The organism is Micromonospora sp. AKA38 (genome assembly GCF_027925725.1).
Taxonomy (GTDB): domain Bacteria; phylum Actinomycetota; class Actinomycetes; order Mycobacteriales; family Micromonosporaceae; genus Micromonospora.
In genome coordinates, this window is the sequence record NZ_BNEI01000003.1 from 1477828 (window position 1) to 1502276 (window position 24449).

The 24449-nt window shown below is 74.2% G+C and carries 22 protein-coding genes, 1 pseudogene and 1 riboswitch; of the genes and pseudogenes, 12 read left to right on the forward strand and 11 right to left on the reverse strand.

What is annotated here, in order from left to right; all coding sequences use genetic code 11:
• Positions 1-138: 138 nt before the first annotated feature.
• The 3 genes and pseudogenes from TPA0908_RS15455 to TPA0908_RS15465 all read left to right on the forward strand — a co-directional run.
• A pseudogene (locus tag TPA0908_RS15455) lies at positions 139-770 on the forward strand (DUF5753 domain-containing protein); the annotation flags it as partial.
• Complete coding sequence (locus tag TPA0908_RS15460; protein WP_281938416.1) at positions 757-948, forward strand: DUF397 domain-containing protein; 192 nt, start codon at positions 757-759, stop codon at positions 946-948. The pseudogene TPA0908_RS15455 and the gene TPA0908_RS15460, both read left to right, overlap by 14 nt.
• A 59-nt stretch (positions 949-1007) precedes the next feature.
• Positions 1008-1976, forward strand: a complete 969-nt coding sequence (locus tag TPA0908_RS15465) for a Gfo/Idh/MocA family protein (RefSeq protein WP_281938418.1) — start codon at positions 1008-1010, stop codon at positions 1974-1976.
• A 51-nt stretch (positions 1977-2027) separates the two neighbouring features.
• Here TPA0908_RS15465 and TPA0908_RS15470 read toward each other — a convergent pair whose 3' ends face one another.
• The 4 genes from TPA0908_RS15470 to TPA0908_RS15485 all read right to left on the reverse strand — a co-directional run bounded on the left by TPA0908_RS15470 (position 2028) and on the right by TPA0908_RS15485 (position 5592).
• Positions 2028-3032, reverse strand: a complete 1005-nt coding sequence (locus TPA0908_RS15470) for an inorganic phosphate transporter (RefSeq protein WP_281938419.1) — start codon at positions 3030-3032, stop codon at positions 2028-2030.
• A gap of 4 nt (positions 3033-3036) precedes the next feature.
• The gene (locus tag TPA0908_RS15475; RefSeq protein WP_089157475.1) at positions 3037-3663 is read right to left on the reverse strand and encodes a DUF47 domain-containing protein; all 627 of its coding nucleotides are present in this window, start codon (positions 3661-3663) and stop codon (positions 3037-3039) included.
• A 135-nt stretch (positions 3664-3798) separates the two neighbouring features.
• The gene (locus TPA0908_RS15480; RefSeq protein ID WP_281938422.1) at positions 3799-4764 is read right to left on the reverse strand and encodes a PPK2 family polyphosphate kinase; all 966 of its coding nucleotides are present in this window, start codon (positions 4762-4764) and stop codon (positions 3799-3801) included.
• Between the two features lie 321 nt (positions 4765-5085).
• Positions 5086-5592, reverse strand: coding sequence for a DUF402 domain-containing protein (locus tag TPA0908_RS15485; protein WP_281938423.1), 507 nt, complete (start codon positions 5590-5592; stop codon positions 5086-5088).
• A gap of 124 nt (positions 5593-5716) precedes the next feature.
• Here TPA0908_RS15485 and TPA0908_RS15490 point away from each other — a divergent pair, with 124 nt between their 5' ends.
• On the forward strand, positions 5717-7849 hold the full coding sequence (locus tag TPA0908_RS15490) for an ATP-dependent DNA helicase (protein WP_281938424.1): 2133 nt from the start codon (positions 5717-5719) through the stop codon (positions 7847-7849).
• A 52-nt stretch (positions 7850-7901) separates the two neighbouring features.
• Here TPA0908_RS15490 and TPA0908_RS15495 read toward each other — a convergent pair whose 3' ends face one another.
• Positions 7902-9182, reverse strand: coding sequence for an AI-2E family transporter (locus tag TPA0908_RS15495; protein ID WP_281938623.1), 1281 nt, complete (start codon positions 9180-9182; stop codon positions 7902-7904).
• 172 nt (positions 9183-9354) lie between these two features.
• Here TPA0908_RS15495 and TPA0908_RS15500 point away from each other — a divergent pair, with 172 nt between their 5' ends.
• Both TPA0908_RS15500 and TPA0908_RS15505 read left to right on the forward strand, forming a co-directional pair.
• Positions 9355-9702 carry a GroES family chaperonin gene (locus TPA0908_RS15500; RefSeq protein ID WP_281938426.1) on the forward strand — a complete coding sequence of 116 codons (348 nt, stop codon included), beginning with the start codon at positions 9355-9357 and terminating at the stop codon, positions 9700-9702.
• A 79-nt stretch (positions 9703-9781) separates the two neighbouring features.
• Positions 9782-9949: a hypothetical protein gene (locus TPA0908_RS15505; protein ID WP_199199902.1), complete on the forward strand. Its 168-nt coding sequence runs from the start codon at positions 9782-9784 to the stop codon at positions 9947-9949.
• Positions 9950-10006: 57 nt separating this feature from the next.
• On the opposite strand, the gene TPA0908_RS15510 is transcribed toward TPA0908_RS15505, so the two are convergent.
• On the reverse strand, positions 10007-11455 hold the full coding sequence (locus TPA0908_RS15510; RefSeq protein WP_281938437.1) for a PrsW family intramembrane metalloprotease: 1449 nt from the start codon (positions 11453-11455) through the stop codon (positions 10007-10009).
• A 23-nt stretch (positions 11456-11478) separates the two neighbouring features.
• Positions 11479-11600, forward strand: a riboswitch (SAM riboswitch).
• A gap of 44 nt (positions 11601-11644) precedes the next feature.
• Between TPA0908_RS15510 and TPA0908_RS15515 the strand changes: the two genes are divergently transcribed.
• On the forward strand, positions 11645-12916 hold the full coding sequence (locus TPA0908_RS15515) for an aminotransferase class V-fold PLP-dependent enzyme (protein ID WP_281938439.1): 1272 nt from the start codon (positions 11645-11647) through the stop codon (positions 12914-12916).
• Between the two features lie 15 nt (positions 12917-12931).
• Here TPA0908_RS15515 and TPA0908_RS15520 read toward each other — a convergent pair whose 3' ends face one another.
• On the reverse strand, positions 12932-14164 hold the full coding sequence (locus TPA0908_RS15520; protein WP_281938441.1) for an FUSC family protein: 1233 nt from the start codon (positions 14162-14164) through the stop codon (positions 12932-12934).
• Positions 14165-14233: 69 nt separating this feature from the next.
• On the opposite strand from TPA0908_RS15520, the gene TPA0908_RS15525 reads away from it, so the two are divergent.
• Positions 14234-14869, forward strand: coding sequence for an HD domain-containing protein (locus tag TPA0908_RS15525; RefSeq protein ID WP_281938443.1), 636 nt, complete (start codon positions 14234-14236; stop codon positions 14867-14869).
• Here the strand turns inward: TPA0908_RS15525 and TPA0908_RS15530 are convergent.
• The gene (locus TPA0908_RS15530) at positions 14795-15178 is read right to left on the reverse strand and encodes a DUF4031 domain-containing protein (protein WP_308447829.1); all 384 of its coding nucleotides are present in this window, start codon (positions 15176-15178) and stop codon (positions 14795-14797) included. The two genes, TPA0908_RS15525 and TPA0908_RS15530, sit on opposite strands and share 75 nt — an antisense overlap.
• On the opposite strand from TPA0908_RS15530, the gene TPA0908_RS15535 reads away from it, so the two are divergent.
• The gene (locus tag TPA0908_RS15535; protein ID WP_281938445.1) at positions 15177-16577 is read left to right on the forward strand and encodes an FAD-binding oxidoreductase; all 1401 of its coding nucleotides are present in this window, start codon (positions 15177-15179) and stop codon (positions 16575-16577) included. The two genes, TPA0908_RS15530 and TPA0908_RS15535, sit on opposite strands and share 2 nt — an antisense overlap.
• A gap of 1 nt (position 16578) precedes the next feature.
• Here TPA0908_RS15535 and TPA0908_RS15540 read toward each other — a convergent pair whose 3' ends face one another.
• Both TPA0908_RS15540 and TPA0908_RS15545 read right to left on the reverse strand, forming a co-directional pair.
• Positions 16579-17088 (reverse strand): hypothetical protein, encoded by a 510-nt coding sequence (locus tag TPA0908_RS15540; protein WP_281938447.1) that lies wholly within the window; start codon positions 17086-17088, stop codon positions 16579-16581.
• A gap of 67 nt (positions 17089-17155) precedes the next feature.
• On the reverse strand, positions 17156-18958 hold the full coding sequence (locus TPA0908_RS15545; protein ID WP_281938627.1) for a glycerol-3-phosphate dehydrogenase/oxidase: 1803 nt from the start codon (positions 18956-18958) through the stop codon (positions 17156-17158).
• A gap of 68 nt (positions 18959-19026) precedes the next feature.
• On the opposite strand from TPA0908_RS15545, the gene TPA0908_RS15550 reads away from it, so the two are divergent.
• The 3 genes from TPA0908_RS15550 to TPA0908_RS15560 all read left to right on the forward strand — a co-directional run bounded on the left by TPA0908_RS15550 (position 19027) and on the right by TPA0908_RS15560 (position 22677).
• Positions 19027-21435 (forward strand): S8 family serine peptidase, encoded by a 2409-nt coding sequence (locus tag TPA0908_RS15550; protein WP_281938449.1) that lies wholly within the window; start codon positions 19027-19029, stop codon positions 21433-21435.
• A 33-nt stretch (positions 21436-21468) separates the two neighbouring features.
• Positions 21469-22395: a GNAT family N-acetyltransferase gene (locus TPA0908_RS15555; protein ID WP_281938451.1), complete on the forward strand. Its 927-nt coding sequence runs from the start codon at positions 21469-21471 to the stop codon at positions 22393-22395.
• A 63-nt stretch (positions 22396-22458) separates the two neighbouring features.
• On the forward strand, positions 22459-22677 hold the full coding sequence (locus tag TPA0908_RS15560; protein WP_281938453.1) for a hypothetical protein: 219 nt from the start codon (positions 22459-22461) through the stop codon (positions 22675-22677).
• A gap of 74 nt (positions 22678-22751) precedes the next feature.
• Here the strand turns inward: TPA0908_RS15560 and groL are convergent, their stop codons facing one another.
• Positions 22752-24374 carry a chaperonin GroEL gene (groL, locus tag TPA0908_RS15565; RefSeq protein ID WP_107161321.1) on the reverse strand — a complete coding sequence of 541 codons (1623 nt, stop codon included), beginning with the start codon at positions 24372-24374 and terminating at the stop codon, positions 22752-22754.
• Positions 24375-24449: the final 75 nt, after the last annotated feature.

Below are 24449 nucleotides of genomic sequence, written 5' to 3' on the forward strand. Positions count from 1 at the left end.
TCACGCTACGCAACCCTGACGCTCCGTGTTCGACACCGGTGACCGGGGGGCCGTGGAGCACGGCCCCCCGCACGCCCGGCAGACGGACCATCAGCCACCCACCCGGACCGGCGTGCGGCGGATCGGGGTCCGACGGCGGCGGATCGGGCATTCGGGAACGGCGGAATGTTTGAGCGCCTGGTGGCGAAGCTCGGTGCGCCTTCGTGGTTCCTGCCCTGGCTCGACGCAGAGCGGAGCGCGCGGCAGCTTCGGCTCTTCGAGCCGCTTCTGATCCCGGGCCTCCTGCAGACCGAGAACTACGCTCACGTGGTGATGCCCTGAACGACCTCATGTCTGCGGCCGAGGTCGACCAACAGGTGAGCGCCCGCATGAGCCGTCACAAGATCCTGACCGGCGAGACGCCACCTCAGGTGGTGGCCGTCCTCGACGAGACCGCGCTTCGTCGCGGGAGCGAAGAGCACGCCGGCATCATGGCCGAACAGGTCGCCCATCTGATCGCGGTCGCCGAGCTTCCCCACGTTCACGTCCATGTGATCCCGGCGGCGGCGGGCCTCCACATCGGACTCTCGGGGCCGTTCGCCATGGCACGGGTCAGCGACGGGAATTGGGTCGGGCACCTCGAAAACCAGCTAGGCGGGATCGTGGTCGACGGCGAAGATGGGCTAGATACTCTTCACGCGAGGTGGGAGAACGTTCGGAACGAAGCGCTCCCGCGCCGGCCGTCCATCGAACTGATGAAGGAAGTGCACAGCGATCATGGACCTCACTAACGCCACCTGGCGCAAGTCCAGGCGCAGCGGTTCGAGCGGCGGCAACTGTGTCGAGGTCGCCGACAACCTTGGCGGCGTCGTTGGCGTACGCGATTCGAAGGACCCGACCGGGCCTGCGCTGGTCTTTCCCGCGGCGTCGTGGCGGGCGTTCGTCGCGGAGGTCGCCGGCCGGGCCTGACGTCCCGACGGGTGGATCATGCTGCCGGTGAGCGAGCCGGGCGGGATAGCGTTCCAGGCATGACGCGTTGGGGAATCCTGGCCACCGGACACATCGCCGCCTGCTTCGCCACCGACCTGCGCCTGGTGCCGGACGCCGAACTGGTGGCGGTCGGGTCGCGTACCCGGGAGAGCGCCGAGGCGTTCGCGCGGCGGTTCGACGTGCCGCGGGCGTACGCCTCCTGGGCCGAACTGGCCGCGGACCCGGACCTGGACGCGATCTACGTGGCCACGCCGCACGCCGCGCACCACGAGGCGGCGCTCGCCTGCCTGGCCGGCGGCAAGGCGGTGCTGGTGGAGAAGCCCTGCACGTTGGACCTGGCCACCACCGTCGAGTTGGTGGAGACGGCGCGCGCCCGCGGGCTCTTCTTCATGGAGGCCATGTGGATGCGGACGAACCCGCTGATCCTGCGCGTGCTGGAGCTGATCTCCGACGGCGCGATCGGCGAGGTCACCCACGTCCGGGCCGACTTCGGGGTGGCCGGGCCGTTCCCGCCGGAGCACCGGATGCGGGCCCGTACGCTCGGCGGCGGCGCGCTGCTGGACCTCGGCGTCTACCCGCTGAGCCTGGCCCATCTGGTGCTCGGTGTGCCACAGCACGTGCAGGCGTGGGCCCGGCTGAGCCCGGAGGCGGTGGACGAGAACACCGGCATGGTCCTGGGCTGGGACTCCGGCGCGGTGGCGACGCTGAGCTGCGGCATGGTCGGCGCCACCGCGATCACCGCGTCGATCACCGGCACCACCGGCCGGATCGATCTGCCGGAGCCGTTCTTCCGGCCCGGGTCGGCGGTGCTGCACCGGCTCGGCGCCGAGCCGGAGACGATCCCGGCGGACCTGACCGGTGGCGGCTACCAGTACGAGGCGATCGAGGTGGGACGCTGCCTGGCGGCCGGGCTGACCGAGAGCCCGCTGGTGCCGCACGCCACCACGCTGGAGATCATGACTCTGCTCGACGACATCAAGGCCCGGATCGGCGTCTCCTACGCGTAAGGAGGGGCCCCTTCTCTACCGGAGGCGTTAAGAAGGGGCCCCTCCTTCGCGCTAGAACAGCGGGCGGACCAGCAGGTACGCGAGGCAGGCGATGGCCGCCGCCGCCGGGAACGTGATGATCCACGCGATCACGATGTTGCCGGCCACGTTCCAGCGGACCGCGGAGAGCCGCTTGGTCGCGCCGACCCCCATGATCGCCGAGGTGATCGTGTGGGTGGTGGAGATCGGGGCCTTGAGCACCAGCGCGTTGAAGTAGAGCACCGCGCTGGCCACGGTCTCGGCCGCGAAGCCCTCCGCCGGGCCCAGGTCGATGATCTTCCGGCCCAGCGTCCGGATGATCCGCCAGCCGCCCGCGTACGTGCCGAGCGCCAGCATCGTCGCGGAGGTCCAGAACACCCAGCCCGGGATGTGCGTCTTGCTCTCCTGGAAGCCGCCGGTGTAGAGCGCCAGCACGATGATGCCCATGGTCTTGGCGGCGTCCTGCATGCCGTGGCCGACCGACATGGCGGCGGCGGACGCGGTCTGCGCCCAGCGGAAGCCGCGGTTGAGCTTGCCCGGCTGCCCCTTCCGGAACAGCCACATGATCGCCAGCATCACCAGGAAGCCGAGGACCAGGCCGACCACCGGGGAGAGCACCATCGGGAGGAGCACCTTCTCCACGATGTTGCCCCACTGGACGATGCCGTCGGCGGCGAACAGGGTCGCGCCGACCAGGCCGCCGAAGAGCGCGTGCGACGAGGAGGAGGGCAGGCCGAAGTACCAGGTGATCAGGTTCCAGGCGATCGCGCCGAGCACGCCGGCGAAGACCACGCCGAGGCTCTCCACCCCGGTCGGGAGCGTGACCAGGCCGTCGCCGACCGTCTTGGCGACCCCGGCGCCGAAGTGCGCGCCGACGAAATTGCCGACGGCGGCCAGGCCGAGGGCGATCCGGGGTGTCAACGCCCGGGTCGAGATGCTGGTGGCGATCGCGTTGGCCGCGTCATGGAAGCCGTTCGTGTAGTCGAACGCCATGGCGACCGCGATCACCGCCAGTACGGCGATGAGTTCGGGGCTCACAGGATCAGGACTCCTTGACCGCGATGGTCTCGACGGTGTTGGCGACGTGCTCGAAGGCGTCGCAGGCGGCCTCCAGCTCGTCGGCGACCTCCTTCATCTTCAGCACCGTGAGCGCGTCGTACTCGCCGGAGAAGAGCCGGACCAGCAGCATCCGGTACGCCTGGTCGCCGTCGTTCTCCAGCCGGTTGCACTCGATCCAGTAGTCCTCAAGATCCTTCATCGACTTCAGCCGGGGCATCGCCTCGGCGGTGAGCTTGGCCTGCTGGTCGAGCACGTTGACCAGCTCGTGCAGCTCGCGCGGGAGCGACGGGAGCTTGGTCAGGCCGTACAGGTAGAGCAGGTTGCCGACCGCCTCCAGGTGGTCCATCACGTCGTCGAGCAGCGAGCCCAGCCGGTAGATGTCCTCCCGGTCGAACGGCGTGATGAAGGTGGAGTTGATCTTCTTGTAGAGGTCGTGCGTGATCTGGTCGCTGTCGTGCTCGACCTCGGTCAGCCGCTCGCTGATCGACTGCACGTCGGCGCCGGGCAGGCCCAGCTCGTTGAGCAGGTCGGTCCCCTTCACCAGGTTCTGCGCGGCCCTGGTGAAGAGCTCGTAGAAGGCGCCCTCGGTGGGACGGAAGGAAAACTTCACAGCACGGACCTCGTCGTGTCGGTGGAAGGGTGGCCGTCGCCTGGCAAGGCGCCTGCTCTGGGCATGCTAGGGACCCGGTGGAACCGGGCATCGACCGGCCCACCCCTGGTCAGACCCGATTCACCGCTCGTTCACCTACTGTTCACCTGAGCGCTCGAAGCCCTGGTCACGCAACCGGTCACGCTCCCGTTCCACGTCGAAATCGGCAGCCGGATACCCGAGATCCAAGCCGTCGAACGTCTCGCGCAGCAGGTGGGCCAGCGCCCAGTCGCGGTACCACTTGCGGTCCGCCGGCACCACGAACCAGGGCGCGGCGTCCGTGCCGCAGCGCTCCAGCGCCTCGGCGTACGCGGCCTGGTACTCGTCCCACCGGGCCCGGGTGTCCAGATCGCTCGGGTTGTACTTCCAGTGCTTCGTCGGGTCGGTCAGCCGCTCCATCAGCCGCTCACCCTGCTCGGCGTAGGAGATGTGCAGCATGACCTTGACCACGGTGACCGCCTGCTCGGTCAGCTCCCGCTCGAAGTCGTTGATGATCTCGTAGCGGGACCGCCAGGTGGCCTCGTCGACCAGCCCCTCCACCCGGGCGATCAGCACGTCCTCGTAGTGCGAGCGGTTGAACACGCCCACGTAGCCCGGGGGTGGCAGCGCCCGCCGGATCCGCCACAGGAAGTCGTGCCGCAGCTCCTCCTCGGTGGGCGGGCCGAACGAGCGGATGTGCAGCCCGAGCGGGTTCATCGCGCCGGCCACCCGCTTCACCGCGCCGTCCTTGCCGCCGCAGTCCATGGCCTGGAGCACCAGCAGCACCCGGCGCGGCCGACCGTCGCCCAGGTGCGTCCCGGCCTGCGCGGGGGCGCTGGTGGCGCCGCCCGGGCCGGCGGTGACCTGGGCGGCGGCGTACAGCATCTCCTGCTGCCGGGCCAGCTCCGCACCGACCAGTTCGACCTGGCCACGGGCCCATTCCTTGCGCGCCGAACCGCGACCGGCCGCCTTCGGCAGCCCCGGCGTCGAGCGGGGGTCCACGGCCGTCAGGTCCACCGACCCCGGCCCCACCCGCAGCAGTTCCCGCATCGACCCGTCCTCGGGCCTCACCACCCCAGTCATCCCCCGATCCTCACCCTTACGGCCCGATCATGGGCACGACGCGTCCGGTACGCCCGCTTTGCGGTTCCACCCCGGCCGCGCTCGCCCGCCGCCGGGCGGCGCGGAGCGAGATCTTGGTACGAAATGGCCCTCATAGGGGCCGATTTCTTCCAAGATCCACTACGAATCCTGCTATTCGGAAGATTGATCTCGTATTGCAGGAAGTGGGCAGGGGCGAGGGCGGCGAATGGAGTTGTGGGCGATCTCGCGGGGGAGTCCGGGTGGAACGCGGGCACCCGCTGGGGCCGGACGCCGGCCGGCCGCCGCGCTGGTGAGCGCGGCTCAGACCACCAGGGCCAACCACTTCCGGTACGAGGTGGCGAACGGCTCGGTGCCGTCGCCGAGCGCGCCGAGCAGCCAGCGGGACGCCGCCTCCGCCTCGGCGACCAGGTCGTCCGGGTAGTTCCACCGGGCCCGGTGCTCGGCGAACTCGTCCTCGTCGCGCAGCTCGACCAGGCCCGTCTCGCGGCGGCGCACCACGTCCAGGTCGAGGTCGACCAGGTGGACCGTCTCGTCGCCCTCCCACCGGGCCGGGGTGGCGATGTCGCAGTAGACCTCGCTGGTGCGCGGCGGCGGGTTGAACATGCCCGTCCACCAGGCGTTGCGGGGCACCAGCAGGACGAACGGAATCTGCTCGACCGACGGCCGGCCGTGGTAGACCGACTCGGTGCCGACCGGCACGCCGAGCCAGATGCCGAGGTCGTCCTCGGCGAGCCGACGGGCCGGGTAGTCGCGGTGGGCGCTGCCGTCGTACTTGCGGTAGATCACGCGGACCACGTCGCTCGGCATGCCTGGCACCCTAACCGATTCCGGCCACGCCACGCGATCGGCAGGTAACCGGACGCGACCCGGCACCGCGCCACGCCGCCGGAGCGGCCGGACCGGCGTCGGTGCCGGCGGGTACGGTCGCACGGTGAGCCCGTCCCGCACCGCCACCCCCGTCCCGAAGAAGCGCCGGAGTGGCCGCGCGAGCGGCACGGAGCTGCTGGCCGCCGCGGTCGGCGCGGTCCCGGGCGGCGCGACCCGGCCCGGCCAGCAGCTCATGGCCGAGGCGATCGAGCGCAGCATCGCCTCCGGCGAGCACCTGCTGGTGCAGGCCGGCACCGGCACCGGCAAGTCCCTGGCCTACCTGACGCCGGCGCTGACCGTGGACGGCCCGGTGGTGGTCTCCACCGCCACGCTGGCGTTGCAGTCCCAGCTCGTCGACCACGACCTGCCCCGGTTGGCCGACGCGGTCGAGCCGGTGCTCGGCCGTCGACCCACGTTCGCCGTGCTGAAGGGCCGGCACCACTATCTCTGCCTGGCCCGGTTGGACAGCTCCGTCGAGGACGAGCCGGAGGACGCGCTGTTCGACGCGCCCCGGCCCGGCGGGACGAAGTGGCTCGGCGAGGCGGGCCGGCTGGGCAAGCAGGTGCAGCGGCTGCGCGACTGGGCGGAGGAGACCGCCACCGGCGACCGCGACGAGCTGGATCCGGGCGTCGACGACCAGGTCTGGCGCAGCGTCTCGATGCCGGCCCGGGAGTGTGTCGGCGCGAGCCGCTGCCCGTTCGGGCAGGAGTGCTTCGCGGAGGCGTCTCGGGCCCGCGCCCGGGAGGCCGACCTGGTGGTGACCAACCACAGCCTGCTCGCCGTGGACATGCTCGCCGGACGGCACATCGTGCCCCCACACCGGCTGCTCGTGGTGGACGAGGCGCACGAGCTGGCCGACCGGGTCTCCTCGGCGGCCCAGGCCGAGCTGGTGCCGGAGCTGATCGACAGGTCCACCCGACGCGCCCGGCCGCTGCTGCGCCCCGACCACGCCGACCGGCTCACCGAGGCCGGCGACGCGCTGGCCGTGGGGCTGGCCGAGGCGCCCGCCGGTCGGCTCACCGCCGGCCTGCCGCCCGCGCTGCGCGAAGCGTGCACGCTGCTCGACTCGGCGACCCGGGCCGCGCTGGAGGCGATCGGCGACGTGAAGGCCGACGACCCCGACCCGGTCCGCAAGCAGCAGGCCAAGGCGGTGCTGGACGAGCTGTCCGCCACCGCCCAGCGGTTGCTGGAGGAGGGCGACCACGACGTGGCCTGGGTGGAGAAGCCGGAGAACGGCAGCCGCCGGGCACTTGTGGTGGCGCCGTTGTCGGTGGCCGGCACGCTCGCCACCCACCTCTACGACGAACGCACCGTGGTCGCCACCTCGGCCACGCTGGCGCTGGGCGGGCGCTTCGACACGGTGGCCCGGGCGCTCGGGCTGGACGCGCCGCCACCGGCCCCGCCGTCGCCGGCCGCCGCCGCGGCGGCCACCGCTGCCGCCGCCGGCCGCGGCACCGACCCGGCGCCGGTGGCGAGCACCGAGGGCAGCCGGGCGGCGATCGGCACCGTACCGGCCACCGAGGGCCCGGGCTGGCGGTCGCTCGACGTCGGCTCGCCGTTCGACTACGCCCGGCAGGGCATCCTCTACGTGGCCGCGCACCTGCCCCGCCCCAGCGTCTCCGGGCTGCCCACGGCGGCCGGCGAGGAGTTGCTGGCGCTGGTCGGCGCGCTCGGTGGGCGTACCCTCGGGCTCTTCTCCTCCCGGCGGGCCGCGCAGCAGGCGGCGGAGCTGCTGCGCGCACGGACCGACCTGCCCGTGCTGCTCCAGGGCGAGGAGGCGTTGCCGCTGCTGGTCCGCCGCTTCCGGCAGGAGCGGGAGAGCTGCCTGTTCGGGGTGATGTCGCTCTGGCAGGGGGTGGACGTGCCGGGCGACGCCTGCCAGCTCGTGGTGATCGACCGGCTGCCGTTCCCCCGGCCCGACGAGCCACTCGCCGCGGCCCGGGCGGCGGCGGTGGACGCCGGCGGCGGCTCCGGGTTCGCGGCGGTCAGCGTGCCGATCGCGGCGGTCCGGCTGGCGCAGGGCGTGGGTCGGCTGATCCGGGCCACCGGCGACCGGGGTGTGGTGGCGGTCCTCGACTCGCGGCTGGAGACGGCACGCGGCTACGGCCCGTTCCTGCGCCGGTCGCTGCCCCCGTTCTGGTACACGACCCGTCCCGAGGTGGCCCGGGGCGCGCTGGAACGGCTGGCCAAGAGCTGACGCCCGCGCCTCCCCGGGCGGGGTGACGCGGGCGTCGTCGGATCGGGCCGGGTCAGGGCGCCTGGGAGGCGACCACCACGGCATCCGGCGGGGTGTCCGGCACGGTACGCGCGGCGAGCCGGCGGACCGCGGTGTTGAGCACGGCGATCAGCGGCACCGAGACCAGCGCGCCGGCGATGCCGGCCAGCACGACGCCGGCGGCGATGCCGATGATCACGGCGAGCGGGTGGATGGCCACCGCGCGGCCCATGATCAGCGGCTGGAGCACGTGGCCCTCGATCTGCTGCACGCCGACCACCACGCCCAGGATGATCAGGGCGGTCACCGGGCCGCTGTCGACCAGCGCGACCAGCACGGCCACCACGCCGGACAGGAACGCGCCGACGATCGGGATGAACGCGCCCAGGAAGACCAGCGCGGCCAGCGGGAACGCGAACGGGATGTCGAAGATGACCAGGAAGATGCCGATGCCCACGGCGTCGATGAACGCGACAAGCACGGTGGCCCGCACGTACGCGCCCAGCGTCGCCCAGGACGCGCGCCCGGCGTCGTCGACCTTCCAGCGCGCGGCCACCGGCAGCAGCCGGACCAGGAACCGCCAGATGTTGTTGCCGTCGCGGAGGAAGAAGAACGTCGCGAAGAGCACCAGGACGGTGCCGGTGAGCACCTCGGCGAGCGTCGCGGCGGTGCTGAGCGCGCCGCTGGTGAACCGCTCGGTGTTGCCGTTGATCCAGGCCTGCGCCTCGTTGATGTAGCGGTCGAGCTGGCTGTCGGACAGGTGCAGCGGCCCGGTCTTGAGCCAGTCCTGGATCTGCCGGACGCCCTGCGAGGACTTCTCGCTCAGCTCCGGCACGCCCTGGATGAACTCGTTGACCACCAGGGTGAGCGTGCCGATCACCGCGGCCAGGCCGCCGACCAGCACCACGCCGGTCGCCAGCGAGCGGGGGAACCGCGCCTTCAGCAGCCAGCCGACCGCCGGGGCGAGCAGCGCCGACAGCAACAGCGCGACGGTCAACGGGATGATCACGATGCTGATCGTGCCGACGATCTTCAGCAGGGCCCAGGTGACGATGCCGATCACGATCAGCCGCCAGCACCAGGCGGCGGCGATGCGCAGCGCGTGCGGCACCTCGGTGTCGTCCCGGCTGACCGTCGAGGAGTGCATCGCGGCCGGCGGCGGGGCACCCACCACGGTCGCCGACGGCGACGCCACCGGACCCGGCGAGGCCGGCGACGCCACGCCTGCGTCTGCCGGCGTCGGGTCGTCCTCGTACCGGCGGGACCGGGCCGACTCACGGCCTGTCTCGTACGCGCGGCGGAGCCGTCCGCGCATCCGCTCGAAGCGGCTCAAGCGCACCTCCCGCACAGTTGACCCACCCACGTCACAGGGGGACAGGATACGTCCGACCGCCCCACCCTAGGGCGGTCCCGCCACACATTGCCCCGCCGCCGCTCCCGGCAACCACGACGGAAGCGGTCGATCGGCACGCGGTAGCGTCTGGCGTGTGACCGCCGACCAGAGTCTCGACGCCGGGCTGCCCATCCGCCTGCTGCACGATCGCGTGCTGGTGCGTACCGAGGGTGGTGAGGGGGAACGCCGCTCCACCGCCGGCATCGTGATCCCGGCGACCGCGGCGGTCGGCAAGCGGCTCGCCTGGGCCACGGCGGTAGGCGTGGGGCCGCACGTGCGCTCGATCGTGTCCGGGGACCGGGTGCTCTTCGACCCGGACGACCGCTCCGAGGTCGAGCTGCACGGCCGGGCGTACGTGCTGCTGCGCGAGCGCGACGTGCACGCGGTGGCGGCGGAACGGGTGGAGGAGAGCGCGACCGGCTCCACCGGGCTCTACCTCTAGTTCCAGCCCTCCCCCGGCGCCGTTTGCGGCGCTGCCCGGCGGGAAGCCCAGGCACCTCAGTGCGCCCTGGGGAGGGACCATGCCGATCGTGATCAAGAGGATTCTCGCCTGGGGGTTCCTCGCGTTCCTGATCTACTTCATGGCGTTCCGGCCGGACGGCGCGGCGCAGCTGTTCCGGGGGATCGGGGCCGCGCTGATGGCCATCGCCCAGGGGCTCGGCGACTTCCTCACCGGCCTGATGGCCTGACCCCGCCCGGGCCGGCGCGCGCAAGGCGGCTCAGCCGCGCGCGACAGCGGGCCGGGCTCAGCCGTGCGGGTGCCAGGCGTGCGGGCCGTGGCCCGGGGGCGGGGGCGGCGGGGCCAGCACCACCGGGATCGGCACCACCGGCTCGTCCGGTGCCTCGACGGTCCGCCGGGAACCGTCCGGGAACCGCAGGTGGTAGCGCTGCCCGTCCCAGACCCCGACCGGCGCCTGCGGGTCACGACCGACGAAGAACGACCGGTACGCGGCGATCGCCTCCAGCAGCTCCCGTTCCTCCCGTGCCGTCCGGTCCCGCTCGGCGGGCTTGCGGTCCAGCCCCCGGCGCATCCCGTCGCGCAGCAGCGCCAGCCGGGTCGCGGCGAACTGGTAGCCGCGCATCGCCTTCACGCCGCCGTCGCCGGCCACCCGCCGGGCCCAGGTGCGGGCCGCGTGCCGCCGGCCCAGGCTGCCCAGCGCCGCCACCTCGGGCGGGGTGAGCCAACCGGCCCGGACGTAGTCGGGCAGCGTGCGCTCGGTGAGCCGGCCCTCCCAGGCCCGCAGCCAGACGGCCAGCCCCACCATGCCGAAGAAGATGGGCACCATGACGCCGAGGTAGCCGTAGAGCACGATCACCTGCTGCCCGGTGGCCTGGGCCAGTGACGGCAGCAGGTTCCAGGTGCCGTGCAGCATCATGGCCAGCAGCAGGCCGGCGAGCGGGGCGAGGATCCGCACCCGCCGGTCGGCGGTCCGGGCGGCGACGCCCAGCCCGACGCCGGTCATCGAGGTGAACAGCGGGTGGGCGAAGCCGAAGAGCAGGATCCGCACGATGAAGATCGCGATCACCTGCTGCGCGCCGGTGGCCGGGCCGTACTCCTCCACGCCGGTGCGGTAGCCGTATCCGCCCAGGTAGAGGATGTTCTCGACCATGGCGAAGCCGACCGCGGACAGCCCGCAGTAGACCAGCCCGTCGGTGATCCCGGAGAACTCCCGGCGCCGGAAGATCAGCAGCAGGATCGGGCCGGCCGCCTTGGTCAGCTCCTCGATGAACGGCGCGACGAGCACGGCGGTCAGCGCGGCGGGCAGCCCGCGGTCCTCGAACAGTCGCGCGCCGGTCTCGTTGACCAGCAGCGAGATGGCGGTGGAGACGAACGCGCCCCAGGCGAAGCAGAAGATCAGGTATTTCAGCGGCTCGGGTTCGTAACGGTCGAGCCAGAGGAAGCAGGACACCAGCACCGGCACCGGCAGGATCGCCGCGATCACGCCGACCAGCAGCGCCTCCGCGCCCAGGCTCTCGCCCAGCGTGAAGACCATGAACAGCGCGCCGGCCGCGATCAGCAGCACCACCGCGGCCAGCGCCAGGAAGCGCCGCCAGCCGAGCCGGCGCAGCGGCATGCGCGGCGTCGACGCCCCGGGTGGCGGGACGGCGGGCGCGGGCGGCGGCGGTGCTCCGCCGGGCGGGGTGACGGCCATGCGGTCAGCGTAGCCACCCGCGCCCCACTGGTCCGGCCGCATCGTGACGGCTATGCTGCCGGGCAGGTCACGAGCGCCAGCGTCAAGCCCCGGCTTGCTGGCCGGCAACCCTCGTCGAGTTCGCGGTGGGGTGCCCCGGGTGATGACCGGGCCCAGCGCCGCGTCGCGTGCTGGGCAAGCGCGGACCCCGTCCCGGCACCCCGGGGTCCCCTGTGACCCGGAGGCTCCGCCATGACCGTCACCCTCGTATCCGCCCTCCCCACGCTGCCCGTTCCGGTCCGGCCGGACCCGCTCGGCGTGCTCGGCGTACCGGGAGAGATCAACCTGGACCACGCCGCCAGCGCGCCGTGCGCGCGGGCCGCGGCCGACGCGGTGGCCGAGCTGCTGCCCTGGTACGCGAGCGTGCACCGCGGCGCGGGCGCGCTGTCCCGACGCTGCACGCTTGCCTACGAGCGGGCCCGGCAGACCGTGGCGGACTTCGTCGGCGCGCGCCCCACCGACCACGTGATCTTCACCCGGAACACCACGGACGCGCTGAACCTGCTGGCCCGGGCGCTGCCGGCCGGCACCACGGTGGTCACGTTCGGCGGGGAGCACCACGCGAACCTGCTCCCCTGGCCGCGCGGCTCGGTCCGGCTGCCGGTGCCGGACAGCCCGGCCGGCGCGGTCCGGTCGCTGAGCCTGGCGCTGGCCGAGCTGGCTCGCGACGCCCGTCCCGGCCGGCCGGTGCTGGTCGCGGTGACCGGCGCCAGCAACGTCACCGGCGAGTGCTGGCCGGTCGCCGAGCTGGCCCGGGTGGCCCACCGGTACGGCGCGCGCGTCCTGGTCGACGCCGCGCAGCTCGCCCCGCACGCCCCGGTCGACGTGGCCACGCTGGACGTGGACTACCTGGCGCTCTCCGGCCACAAGCTGTACGCCCCGTTCGGCGCCGGCGTGCTGGTCGGGCGCGCGGACTGGCTGGACGCCGCCGCGCCGTACCTGGCCGGCGGCGGGGCCACGGGTCACGTCGGCGCGGCCACCCACGAGGTGCGGTGGGTGACCGGCCCGGCCCGGCACGAGGGCGGCACCCCGAACCTGCTCGGCGCGGTGGCGCTGGCGGCGGTCTGCGCGGCGTTCACGGCGGCGGACCGCACCGCGCTGCACGCCCGGGAGCAGGCGCTGCTGTCCCGGCTGCGGTCCGGCCTGGCCGCGCTGCCGGACGTGGTGGAGCTGCGCACGTTCGGCCCGGACGCGCCCCGGGTGGGCATCGTCAGCTTCGTGGTCGCCGGGCGGGACTCCGCCGAGGTGGCCGCGCACCTGGCGGCCCGGCACCGGATCGGCGTGCGGGACGGCCTGTTCTGCGCCCATCCGCTGACCCGCCGCCTGCTGACCGAGGCCGCCGCCCGCTCGGCCCGCACCGACCTGCCGTCCACCGCGCTGCGGGCGAGTCTCGGCCTGGGCACCACCGCCCACGAGATCGACACCCTCCTGACCGCGCTGGCCGCCCTGGCCGGTCCGCGCTGAGCCGGGTGGGGACGGTCAGCCGACCGGAGGGGCGGTGGGGGACGCGTCGGCGGGCTGGTCCTTTCCGTGAAACGCCTGCCGGACCAGGCGGTTCGCCTCCTCCTGGTCGATGCCGGACGCCACCATCAGGTCGCTGGCGGCGGTCCGCACCTGGGCGATCACCACGCTGCCGGAGAAGCCGACCCCCTCGGCGTACGCCCGGCCGGCTTCGCTGACCGCCCGCAGCGCCCGCTCCCGGGCCTGTTCCGGCTCCTCGCCGACGGCGAACTCGTGCCGGAGCAGGCGTACCGACTCGGCGAGGTGGGCGATGGAGTCGGGCATCGGCTCGGGGACCGACTCCTCGTCCTCGATCATGGTGACCGCGCGGCGGATCAGCGTGCCGCTGTTGCGCATCGCCCGGTCGATCGGCTCGGCCGCCTCCGCGTAGTGGGTCAGCTCGCTGCGCCGGTGCCAACGGGCCGGCGAGATGGTGATGGTCTCCTTCGCGCCCTCGATCGCCTCGCTGAGCGCGGCCAGCTCCTCCTTGTTCTCCCGGAGCCGGAACAGCGCCCGCTGGGCCGCGCCCCGGTCCCGGTTACGCAGCGCCTCGGCGCACGCGTCGAGCTGCGCGGCCAGCAGGTCCAGCGCCGGTCGGGCGGCCCGGTTGATCACCCGGAGCGGGTTCAGCGGGAGCAGGACGGCGGTCACCAGCAACGCGATGCTGCCGCCGATGAAGGCGTCGACGAAGCGCGGCAACTCGAGGTTCTGGGTGGACGGGCTGAGCGTCACGATCAGCACCGCGGTGGCCGCCGCCTGGATCACGATGGCCACGCTCGCCCCGGCGAAGATGGTCAGCAGGATCGCCGACGTCACCACCAGCGCGAGCTGCCACGCGCCGGTGCCGAGGAAGTAGATCAGCACGTCGCCGACGAACACGCCGACCGCCACCCCGATGATCAGCTCGACGGTACGCCGGAACCGCTGCCCCACCGAGGCGGCCAGCGTGCCCACCGCGGAGATCGGGGCGAAGACCGGCTGCGGGTTGTGCAGCAGCCGGTGCGAGACCAGGTACGCCAGACCGGCCGCGAGCCCCGCCTGCAACGCCAGGCCGAACGCGGTCCGGACCCGGTGCAGCCGGTCGTGCAGCGTGGCCTTGCTCCGGTCGCGCAGCTCGTCCACGGCGGCGGCGATCCGTGGCCCGTCCAGGTCGCCCAGCGCTTCGCGCGACGTCAAGCGCCGCAGGAACGGCGGTCGTCGGTCCTGGGCCATGGCGGGTACTACCCGTCCCGACCCCGGTGAATCCTCGCCCCGACGACGGAGTGGGGCAGACTTCACCGGATGGACGACCTGACGGCCCGGTGGCGGGCCACGGCCCGGGCGGCCGGCGCGACCGACCCGGACGGCGTGGCGCGGGCCGGGGCGCGGCTGGTGGCCGGCTGGCGGGAACCGCACCGGCAGCACCACACGGAGGACCACCTGCGGGCGGTGCTCGACGTGGTCGACGCGTACGCCGATCTGGCCCGCCACCCGGACCTGGTCCGGCTCGCGGCGTGGTGCCACGACGCGGTCTACGACCCGCGGGCCGGCGGCGACGCCAACGAGCGGGCCAGCGCCGACCTGGGCGACGCGCTGCTCACCGCCGCCGGGCTGCCGGCCGCGGCGGTGACCGGGGTACGCCGCCTGGTGCTGCTCACCGCCGGCCACGCGGTCGGACCGGACGACCCGGACGGCGCGTTGCTCTGCGACGCCGACCTGGCGGTGCTGGCCGCCGCGCCGGACGACTACGACAGGTACGCCGCCGCCATCCGCCGCGAGTACGCCCACGTCCCGGAGCCGGACTTCCGCGCCGGCCGGGCCGCCGTGCTGCGGCACCTGCTCGCCCTGCCGGCGCTCTACCGGCTACCCGACCCGCACGCCCGCTGGGAGGCGCCCGCCCGCGCCAACCTGACCCGCGAGCTGGGCACGCTGGGCTGAGACCGGCGCGGCCGAGGCGAAGACGTGTTTCGGGCGGCGCAGGCCGGCGTCCCGCAGCAGGCGGACGATCTCGCGGGACGGGACCACCGTCGCGCCCAGCCAGACCGCCACCCGGAACCGCTCGGCGGGCAGGTCGTAGTGATCCCGGTCGAAGCCGCGCCGGCTGGCGCCGAGCAGCTCGGCGAAGGCGTGCAGCTCCGCGAAGGAGACGTCGCTGATCAGGTGCGACCAGAGCCGGCCGCGCCAGGGCACCGCGGGCGGGTCCAGGTAGAGCACCGTTCCAAAGTACGCCGGTAGCCTTCCCGACATGGCTGCCCATCCCCTCCTCGACGAACTGCGGGACGCGCTCGGCGAGTCCGCCGTGCTGACCGACCCGGACCTGCTGGCCGGGCACGAGCGGGACGAGGCCGACCTGTGCGCCTCGGGCACCCCGCTGGTGGTGGTCCGCCCCCGGGACACCGCGGGCGTGGTGGCGGCGGTACGCGCGGCGGGCCGGCACGGCGTACCGGTGGTGCCGCAGGGCGCCCGGACCGGGCTGGCCGGCGCGGCGAACGCGGTGGCCGGCGCGCTGGTGGTGAGCACGGTGGCGATGGACCGGATCGTGGAGATCGACCCGGTGGGCCGGATCGCCGTGGTGCAGCCCGGCGTGGTCAACGCCGCGCTGGCCGGGGCGGTGCGGGCGCGCGGGCTCTGGTACCCGCCGGACCCCGGTTCCTGGGAGTCGTCCACCATCGGCGGCAACGTGGCCACCAACGCCGGCGGCATGTGCTGCGTGAAGTACGGCGTGACAAGCGAGTACGTGCTCGGCCTGGAGGTGGTGCTCGCCTCCGGCGAGGTGCTGCGCACCGGCCGGCGCACCGCCAAGGGCGTCGCCGGGTACGACCTGACCCGACTCTTCGTCGGCTCGGAGGGCACCCTCGGCGTGATCACCGAGGTCACCGTGGCGCTGCGCCCGGCGCCGGAGGCGGCACTGACCCTGGTGGCGGTCTTCGGCACCACGGCGGCGGCCGGCGGCGCGGTGGCCGGCATCGCCGAGCGGGGGCTCACGCCGAGCCTGCTGGAACTGCTGGACCGCACGCACCTGCGGGCCATCGAGGCGTACCGGCCGATGGGGCTGCGGACCGACGCGGAGGCGCTGCTGCTGGCAGCGGTGGACACCGGCGACCGGGCGGCCGACGACCTGGCCCGGATCGCCGAGGTCTGCACGACGGCCGGCGCGGACGAGGTCTGGGCGGCCACCGACGCGACCGAGGCCGCCGCGCTGCTCCAGGCGCGGCGGCTGGCCCACCCGGCGATGGAGCGGTTCGCCGCGCAGACGTTCCCGGCCGGCAACGGCGGCCTGGTCATCGACGACGTGGCGGTGCCGCGCGGCCGGCTGGCGGAGCTGCTGGACGGCGTAGCCCGGATCGCCGTCGCGTGTGACGTGCCGATCGGGGTGGTCGGGCACGCCGGCGACGGCAACATGCACCCGAACATCGTGGTCGACCGCGCCGACCCGGCCAGTCTGGAGCGGGGCCGGCGGGCCTTCGACGAGATCATGCGGCTCGGGCTGGACCTGGGCGGCACCTGCACCGGCGAGCACGGCGTCGGGCTACTCAAGCGGGACTGGCTGGCGCGGGAGATCGGCCCGGTGGGCGTCCGGGTGCACCAGGCGATCAAGGCGGCGCTGGACCCGGCCGGGCTGCTCAACCCCGGCAAGGTGCTCTGACTCAGCCCTTGTCGTCGGCGGGCGTGGCCTGGGTGAGCAGCAGCAGCACCTCGTACGCCACCGGCGGCGCCGGCTCGCCCGGGCAGTCCTGGATGGTGACGGTCAGCCCCGGCGGGATCAGCAGCGTCGAGGTCAGCACGCCGATGCAGAGCTGCCGGTACCGCCGGGCCTGGTCGGTCTCCCGGGCCAGCGCCGGGTCGGCGAGCATCCGCTGCAACCGGGACGTCTGCTCCGGGTTCAGCGAGCCGGTCGCGTCGACGCCGTCGCCGGCGCAGTCCCGGCACTGCCACCGGCCGGTCGGCTCCACGTCGAGCGTGCGGACCACGCCGTCCCCGCCCAGCCGCTGCATCAGGGTGACGAGGTTCCCGGTCGGTGTCGGGGTGGCCGAGCCCTGCTGACCGGGTGCGGTGGTGCCCTCGGCGTCGCCGAGGAGCGCACAGCCGGTCAGGGCGGTCGCCAGCAGGACGCCGGCGGACAGGGCGGGGACGCGCGACCACGATGGGCGAACCACGCGGGAAACCTACACTTCCGTAGGTAGCGCGCACTAGCCGTCGAGCGGCCGTTAGGGGTCGGACCGGCTAGCGGGGCGCGGCAGGGAGGTCGGTGCCCCGGTCGGCCGCGAAGCCCCGCACGTCGGGCGCGCCGAGCCGGGCCGCGTCGGCCCCGATGTCGTCCGGCATGAGCTGCGACGCCCGCTCGGCCTCCACCCGCGCCCGGTAGTGGGCGACCTCCCGGGCACGGGTCGCCGCGTCCCAGCCGAGCACCGCGCCCATCAGCTCCGCGACGTGCTCCGCCGACTCCAGGCCGCGGTGGCTGGTCTCGATGGAGATCCGGGTACGCCGGGTGAGCACGTCCTCCACGTGCAACGCGCCCTCGGCCCGGGCCGCGTACGTGACCTCGGCGGCGAGGTACTCCGGCGCGCCGGCCAGCGGCGAGGCGAGCAGCGGATCGGCGTCGACCAGGGCGAGCAGGTCCAGGGTGAGCGTGCCGTAGCGCTCCAGCAGGTGCTCCACCACCCCGACCGGCACCCGGTGCCGGCGGGCCAGGTCGGCCCGGTCCCGCCACATGGCGGCGTACCCGTCGGCGCCGAGCAGCGGCAGGTCGGCGGTGCGCGAGGGGCGGGTCCGGCCGAGCCGGCGCGCCGCGTGGTCGACCACGTCGGCGGCCATCACCCGGTACGTCGTGTACTTCCCGCCGGCCACCAGCAGCAGGCCGAGCATCGGCTCGACCACGGCGTGCTCCCGGGACAGCTTGGAGGTCGAATCCGCCTCGCCGGAGAGCAGCGGGCGCAGCCCGGCGTAGACGCCCTCGATGTCGGCGGTGGTCAGTGGCCGGTCCAGCACGGTGTTGACCTGCTCCAGCAGGTAGTCGATGTCGCGCGCGGTGGCGGCCGGGTGGGACCGGTCGAGCTGCCAGTCGGTGTCCGTGGTGCCGATGATCCAGTGACCGCCCCACGGGATGACGAAGAGCACGCTGGTGGCGGTGCGCAGGATCAGCCCGGTCTCGCCGACGATCGCCGAGCGCGGCACCACCAGGTGCACGCCCTTCGACGCCCGGACGCGCAGGCCGGGACGCAGCCCGACGTCGTTGAGCATCCGCGACATGTCGTCGCTCCACACGCCGGTCGCGGCGATCACGGTGCGGGCGCGCACCTCGAACTCGGCGTCCGGTGAACCGGCCGGCGCCTCCAGGTCACGCACCCGGACGCCGGTCACCTCGCGGGCCTGGCGGATCAGCCCGACCGCCCGGGCGCTGGTGACGACCGTCGCGCCGAGGCTGGCCGCGGTGCGGGCCAGCGTGACCACCAGGCGGGCGTCGTCGACCTGGCCGTCGTAGTAGCGGATCGCACCGGCCAGCGTGTCGGGCCGCAGGCTGGGGAAGATCCGGCGGGCGCCCTCCCGGGTGAGGTGCCGGTGCAGCGGCATGCCGCGCCCACCGCCGAACACGCCGGCGAACACGTCGTACGCGGCCACGCCGAGCCCGTAGTAGGAGCGGCGGAGGACCCGCCGGGGCAGGTCGCGTACGCCGCCCTCGGTCGGCAACGGCACCAGGATCGGCACCGGGCGGACCAGGTGCGGGGCGAGCCGGGTGGCGAGCAGCCCGCGCTCGGTCAGCGCCTCGTGGACCAGGTGGAACTCCAGCTGTTCCAGGTAGCGCAGGCCACCGTGGATCAGCTTGCTGGACCGGCTGGACGTGCCGGCCGCGTAGTCGCGCGCCTCCACCAGGGCGACCTTCAGCCCCCGGGAAGCGGCGTCCAGCGCGGCGCCCGCCCCGGTCACCCCACCGCCGATGACCAGCACGTCGAACCGCTCGGCGCGGAGCCGGCGCAGGTCGTCGGCGCGGCGCTCGGCGGAGAGCTGGCCGGCCTCGGATCGGGACACGTTGGGGTCGCGCACCCGTCCACGGTAGCCGTCCGCACGCCACGGCGACACGTCCCGGCCGTACCGTGATGACCATGCTGACCGGTCCGCCCGCTGCGCCCGTACCCCCGCCGCCGCCGCGCGAGACCGGGCCGTGGCCGGTCGTCGCGGCGGTCGCGGCCGGCGTCTGGGCGGTGCTGGTGACCGTGCCCGGCCAGGTCACCGGCTGGCTGGTCGACCAGGTCGTGCTGGTCACCGGGCTGGACCGCGCGGTGGCCGTCTGGCCGGTGGTCGCGGTGGCCACCGTGCTGCTGGTCGGCGCGCCGGTGCTGGCGCTGGCGCTGCTGCCGCGTTCCCCGGCGCTGCGGGCGACCGGGCGGGCGTGGGCCGGCGGCGCGCTCACGCTGGGCGCGGCGACGCTGCTCCGGGCGCTTCCGCCGGTGCACCACGAGGCGTACCTGGCGGCGCTGGCGGCGACCGCCGCGCTGCTCGCGCTCGCCGCCGCCCGGCTCGCCCGCCGCCGCCCGCCCACCCCGGTCGGTCGCGGGGGCGCGCGTCCCGGCGCGGTGACGTTGCTGGCGGTGGCCGCCGGGCTGGCGGTGCTGCTGCCCTGGGTGTGGGTGGGCGCGCTGGGCGGTGCGTTGGAGACGCTGCTCGCCGGCCTGGCCGCCGCCGCGTTCGGGATGGTGGCCGGCGTGCTGCTCGGCCCCGGGTTCTGGGCCGCGTTCGCCGCCGGGCCGACGCCCCGACCGGTCCGGCTGGTGCTGCTCGGCGGCCTGGTCGCCGGCGTCACGCTGACGATGCTGGCGGCCGGCGCGGGGCAGTCCGGCGCGCAGTTGCCGGGCCTGGTGCTGCTGCCGCCGCTCGGCTTCGTGCTGGCCGCGCTGGAGGCCGCGGCCCGGCGCACCGGCCGCCCCGCCGGGGCCGCGCCGGCGCGCTGGCTGGTCGGCCTGGCGCTGGCCGGGCCGCTGGCCTTCACCGACCCGGAGGAGATCACGCTGTTGCTGGCCAGCAGTCGCGACGTGCCGTTCTGGGTCGCGGTCGGCACCGGCGCGACGTTCGCCGTCGCGGTGCTGCTCGCCGTCGGGTACGCCGTGCTGCTCGCCCGTCGCCGTGCCGCCGCGCCCCGTCGGGGGGTGGCCGGGCTGGCCGCCGGGGCCCTGCTGGCCGCCGTGGCGGTGGTGTACGTGGTCCCCGGCCAGCCGGGCCTGTACGGCGAGCGGCTGCTGGTGGTGCTGCGCGAGCAGGCGGACCTGAGCGGCCTGCCGGCCGGCGCGCCGGGCCGGGCGGGGCGGGACGCGCGGGCCGCCGAGGTCTACCGGCGGCTGGTGGCGACCGCCGACCGCACGCAGGGCGACCTGCGCCGCACGCTGACCCGGCTGCGCCTCAACCCGACGCCGTACTACCTGGTCAACGCCATCGAAACGGACGGCGGGCCGGGCCTCCGGGCGTGGTTGTCCGGCCGGCCCGAGGTGGCCCGGGTGCTCGTCGACCAGCGCCCGCGTCCGCTGCCCGCGGCGGCGCCGCCGGCCCGCGGCGACACCCCGGCACCAACCGGTCCCACCTGGAACGTGTCGCTGATCGGCGCGGACCGGGTCTGGTCGGAGCTGGGCGTGACCGGCGCCGGCGTGGTGGTGGGCAGCTCCGACTCCGGGGTGGACGGCCGGCATCCGGCGCTGGCACCCGGGTTCCGGGGCGGCGACGACTCCTGGTACGACCCGTGGGAGCACCGCCGCACGCCGGCCGACCGAGGCGGCCACGGCACCCACACGCTCGGCAGCGCGGTGGGCCGCGACGGGATCGGGGTGGCGCCCGGGGCGAGCTGGGTGGGCTGCGTCAACCTGGACCGCAACCTCGGCAGCCCGGCCCGCTACCTCGACTGCCTCCAGTTCATGCTGGCGCCGTTCCCGCCGGGCGGGAACCCGCTGACCGACGGCCGGCCGCGGCGCGCGCCGGACGTGCTGACCAACTCGTGGGGCTGCCCGCCGTTGGAGGGCTGCGATCCGGGGGCGCTACGCCCGGCGACCGCCGCGCTGGCCGCGGCCGGCATCCTGGTGGTGGCCGCCGCCGGCAACACCGGCCCGAACTGCGGGTCGATCGTCGACCCGCCGGCGCCGTACCCGGACGTGCTCACGGTCGGCGCGGTCGACCGGGCGCGGCGGCTCACCGAGTTCTCCAGCCGGGGCCCGACCGGGGATGCTCCCAAGCCCGACCTGGTGGCGCCCGGCGCGGCGGTGCCGTCGGCGTTCCCCGGCGGCGGGTACGCCACCCTGGACGGCACCTCGATGGCGACACCGCAGGTGGCCGGCGTGGTGGCGTTGATGTGGTCGGCGAACCCGGCGCTGGTCGGGGACCTGGCACGGACCCGCCGGATCCTCACCGAGACCGCCACGCCGGCCACCGCCCCGGCCGGTACGACCTGTGGCGGCACCCGGGACCTGGTCGGCGCCGGCCTGGTCGACGCGTACGCGGCGGTGCGGGCGGCGCGGAACGGTTAACAAGCCTGCCGGAATAGCCTAGGGTCGGCGACCATGGACGTAGAGATCATCGAGCTGGGTCCGGACCGCCTGCCCGAGGTCGTCGCGCTCTGCCGGCGGTCGCTGGACCTGCCGGAGGACGCGGCCGAGGCGCCGGCCGTGGTGGCCACGCTGGCGGTGCGGGCGGCGGCCGACCGGCCGGTGCTGCTGCTCGGCGCGGTCCGCGACGGCACGCTGGTCGGGGTGCTGGTCGGGTCCCGGTCGGTGACCGATTCGCGGCTCGGTCACGTCGACCTGGTCGCGGTGTCCCCGACGCACCGCCGCCAGGGGATCGGCGCGGCGCTGCTGGCCGGCGCGGAGGCCCGGCTGGCCGCGCTCGGCGCGTCCGAGGTGCTGCTCGCCGGCAACCCGCCGCACTACGCGTGGCCGGGCATCGACGTCCGCTACACGCCGGCGGTCTGCGCCGCGCTGCGGCTCGGGTACCGGCAGGACCGGACCGCCTGGAACATGACCGCCACGCTGACCGAGGGGTCGGCGGCGCTGCGCCCCACCGAGGCCACCGAGCGGCGGCTGGCCGAGCGGGGCGTGACGGTACGCCGGGCCGTACCCACGGACCTGCCGGCGCTGGAAGCGTTCGCCCGCGCCACGTTCGGCGGCGTCTGGGACGGTGAGCTGGCCGGTTCGATGGGCCGCCCGGACGCGGGCACCCACCTGGCCGAGCGGGACGGCGAGATCCTCGGGTTCGCCGCGTACGGGTCGGCGCGGCCGAGCTGGTTCGGGCCGATGGGCACCGCCCCGGCGGCCGAGGGTTCCGGGATCGGTGGGGTGCTGCTGCGCCGCTGCCTCCGCGACCAGGCGGCGGCCGGGATCACCGAGGCGCAGATCGGCTGGGTCGGCCCGGTGCCGTTCTACTCGAACGCGGTCGGGGCCCGGATCGAGCGCGTCTTCTTCCTCTACCGGAAAGCCATCAACGGGGCATAACGCCGTTCCTCCTCCACGCCTGTCGACCGGCCCCTACCGTTCGAGGGGCAGAGGAGGCCCGTTATGACCACGGAGAACGAACGGACCGACGACCCGGCGACGGGCCGGCGCCCGAGCGGCGAGCTGCCCACCGAACGGCTCGACGTGGGCGACGCCGAACAGGACGCGGCGGACCAGCCGGCCGTGGAGGAGCCCCGGCAACCGGTGGACGAGCCGAGGCGGCTGCTGCCGCCGTACGACCGGGCGCACAAGCGACGCAACCAACGCCCGCTGCCCACCTGACGCGGACGCCGAAGGGGGGGGCGGACCGCTGACGCGGCCCGCCCCCCCCTTCGGCGTACTGGGTGGAGCTGGACTCAGAAGTCCATCTCCCCGCCACCCGGGCCAGCCGGGGCGGCCGGGGTCTTCTCCGGCTTGTCCGCCACGACGGCCTCGGTGGTGAGGAACAGCGCGGCGATCGAGGCGGCGTTCTGCAGCGCGGAACGGGTCACCTTGGCCGGGTCGATGATGCCGGCGGCCAGCAGGTCGACGTACTCGCCGGTCGCGGCGTTGAGGCCGTGACCCGGGTCGAGGTTGCGGACCCGCTCGACGACGACGCCACCCTCAAGGCCGGCGTTGACGGCGATCTGCCGCAGCGGGGCGTCCAGCGCGATCTTGACGATCTGCGCGCCGGTCGCCTCGTCGCCGGCCAGGTCCAGCTTGTCGAAGGCGGTCTTGCCGGCCTGCACCAGCGCGACGCCACCACCCGGGACGATGCCCTCCTCGACGGCGGCCTTCGCGTTGCGGACGGCGTCCTCGATGCGGTGCTTGCGCTCCTTCAGCTCGACCTCGGTGGCCGCGCCGACCTTGATCACCGCAACACCGCCGGCCAGCTTGGCCAGACGCTCCTGCAGCTTCTCCCGGTCGTAGTCGGAGTCGCTCTTGTCGATCTCGGCCCGGATCTGGTTCACCCGGCCCTGGATCTGCTCGGCGTCACCGGCGCCGTCGACCACGGTGGTCTCGTCCTTGGTCACCACGACCTTGCGGGCGCGGCCCAGCATGTCGAGGTTGACGGCGTCCAGCTTGAGGCCGACCTCCTCGCTGATGACCTGGCCACCGGTGAGGATGGCGATGTCGGTCAGCATGGCCTTGCGGCGGTCACCGAAGCCCGGCGCCTTGACGGCGACCGACTTGAAGGTGCCCCGGACCTTGTTGACGACCAGCGTGGCGAGGGCCTCGCCCTCCAGGTCCTCGGCGATGATCAGCAGCGGCTTGCCCGACTGCATGACCTTCTCCAGGATCGGGAGCAGGTCCTTCACCGACGAGATCTTGCTGTTGACGATCAGGATGTACGGGTCGTCGAAGACGGCCTCCATACGCTCCGGGTCGGTCATGAAGTAGGCGGAGATGTAGCCCTTGTCGAAGCGCATGCCCTCGGTGAGCTCAAGCTCCAGGCCGAAGGTGTTGCTCTCCTCGACGGTGATGACGCCTTCCTTGCCCACCTTGTCCATCGCCTCGGCGATGATCTCGCCAACGCTGGGGTCGGCGGCGGAGATGGAGGCGGTGGAGGCGATCTGCTCCTTGGTCTCCACGTCCTTGGCGAGCTTGAGCAGCTCCTCCGAGACGCTGGAGACGGCGGCCTCGATGCCCCGCTTCAGGGCCATCGGGTTGGCACCGGCGGCCACGTTGCGCAGGCCCTCGCGGACCAGAGCCTGGGCCAGGACGGTCGCCGTCGTCGTGCCGTCACCGGCGACGTCGTCGGTCTTCTTCGCGACCTCCTTGACCAGCTCGGCGCCGATCTTCTCGTACGGGTCCTCGAGCTCGATCTCCTTGGCGATGCTCACACCATCGTTGGTGATGGTGGGGGCACCCCACTTCTTCTCGAGCACGACGTTGCGGCCCTTGGGTCCGAGCGTCACCTTCACGGCGTCGGCGAGCTGGTTCATGCCCCGCTCGAGGCCGCGGCGCGCCTCTTCGTCGAACGCGATCATCTTGGCCATACGGCGTTGTCCTCCTGGACACTCACGGGCCACCCGGGATGCCCGGATGGGCCGTCTGGTGTACGCACCTTGGGG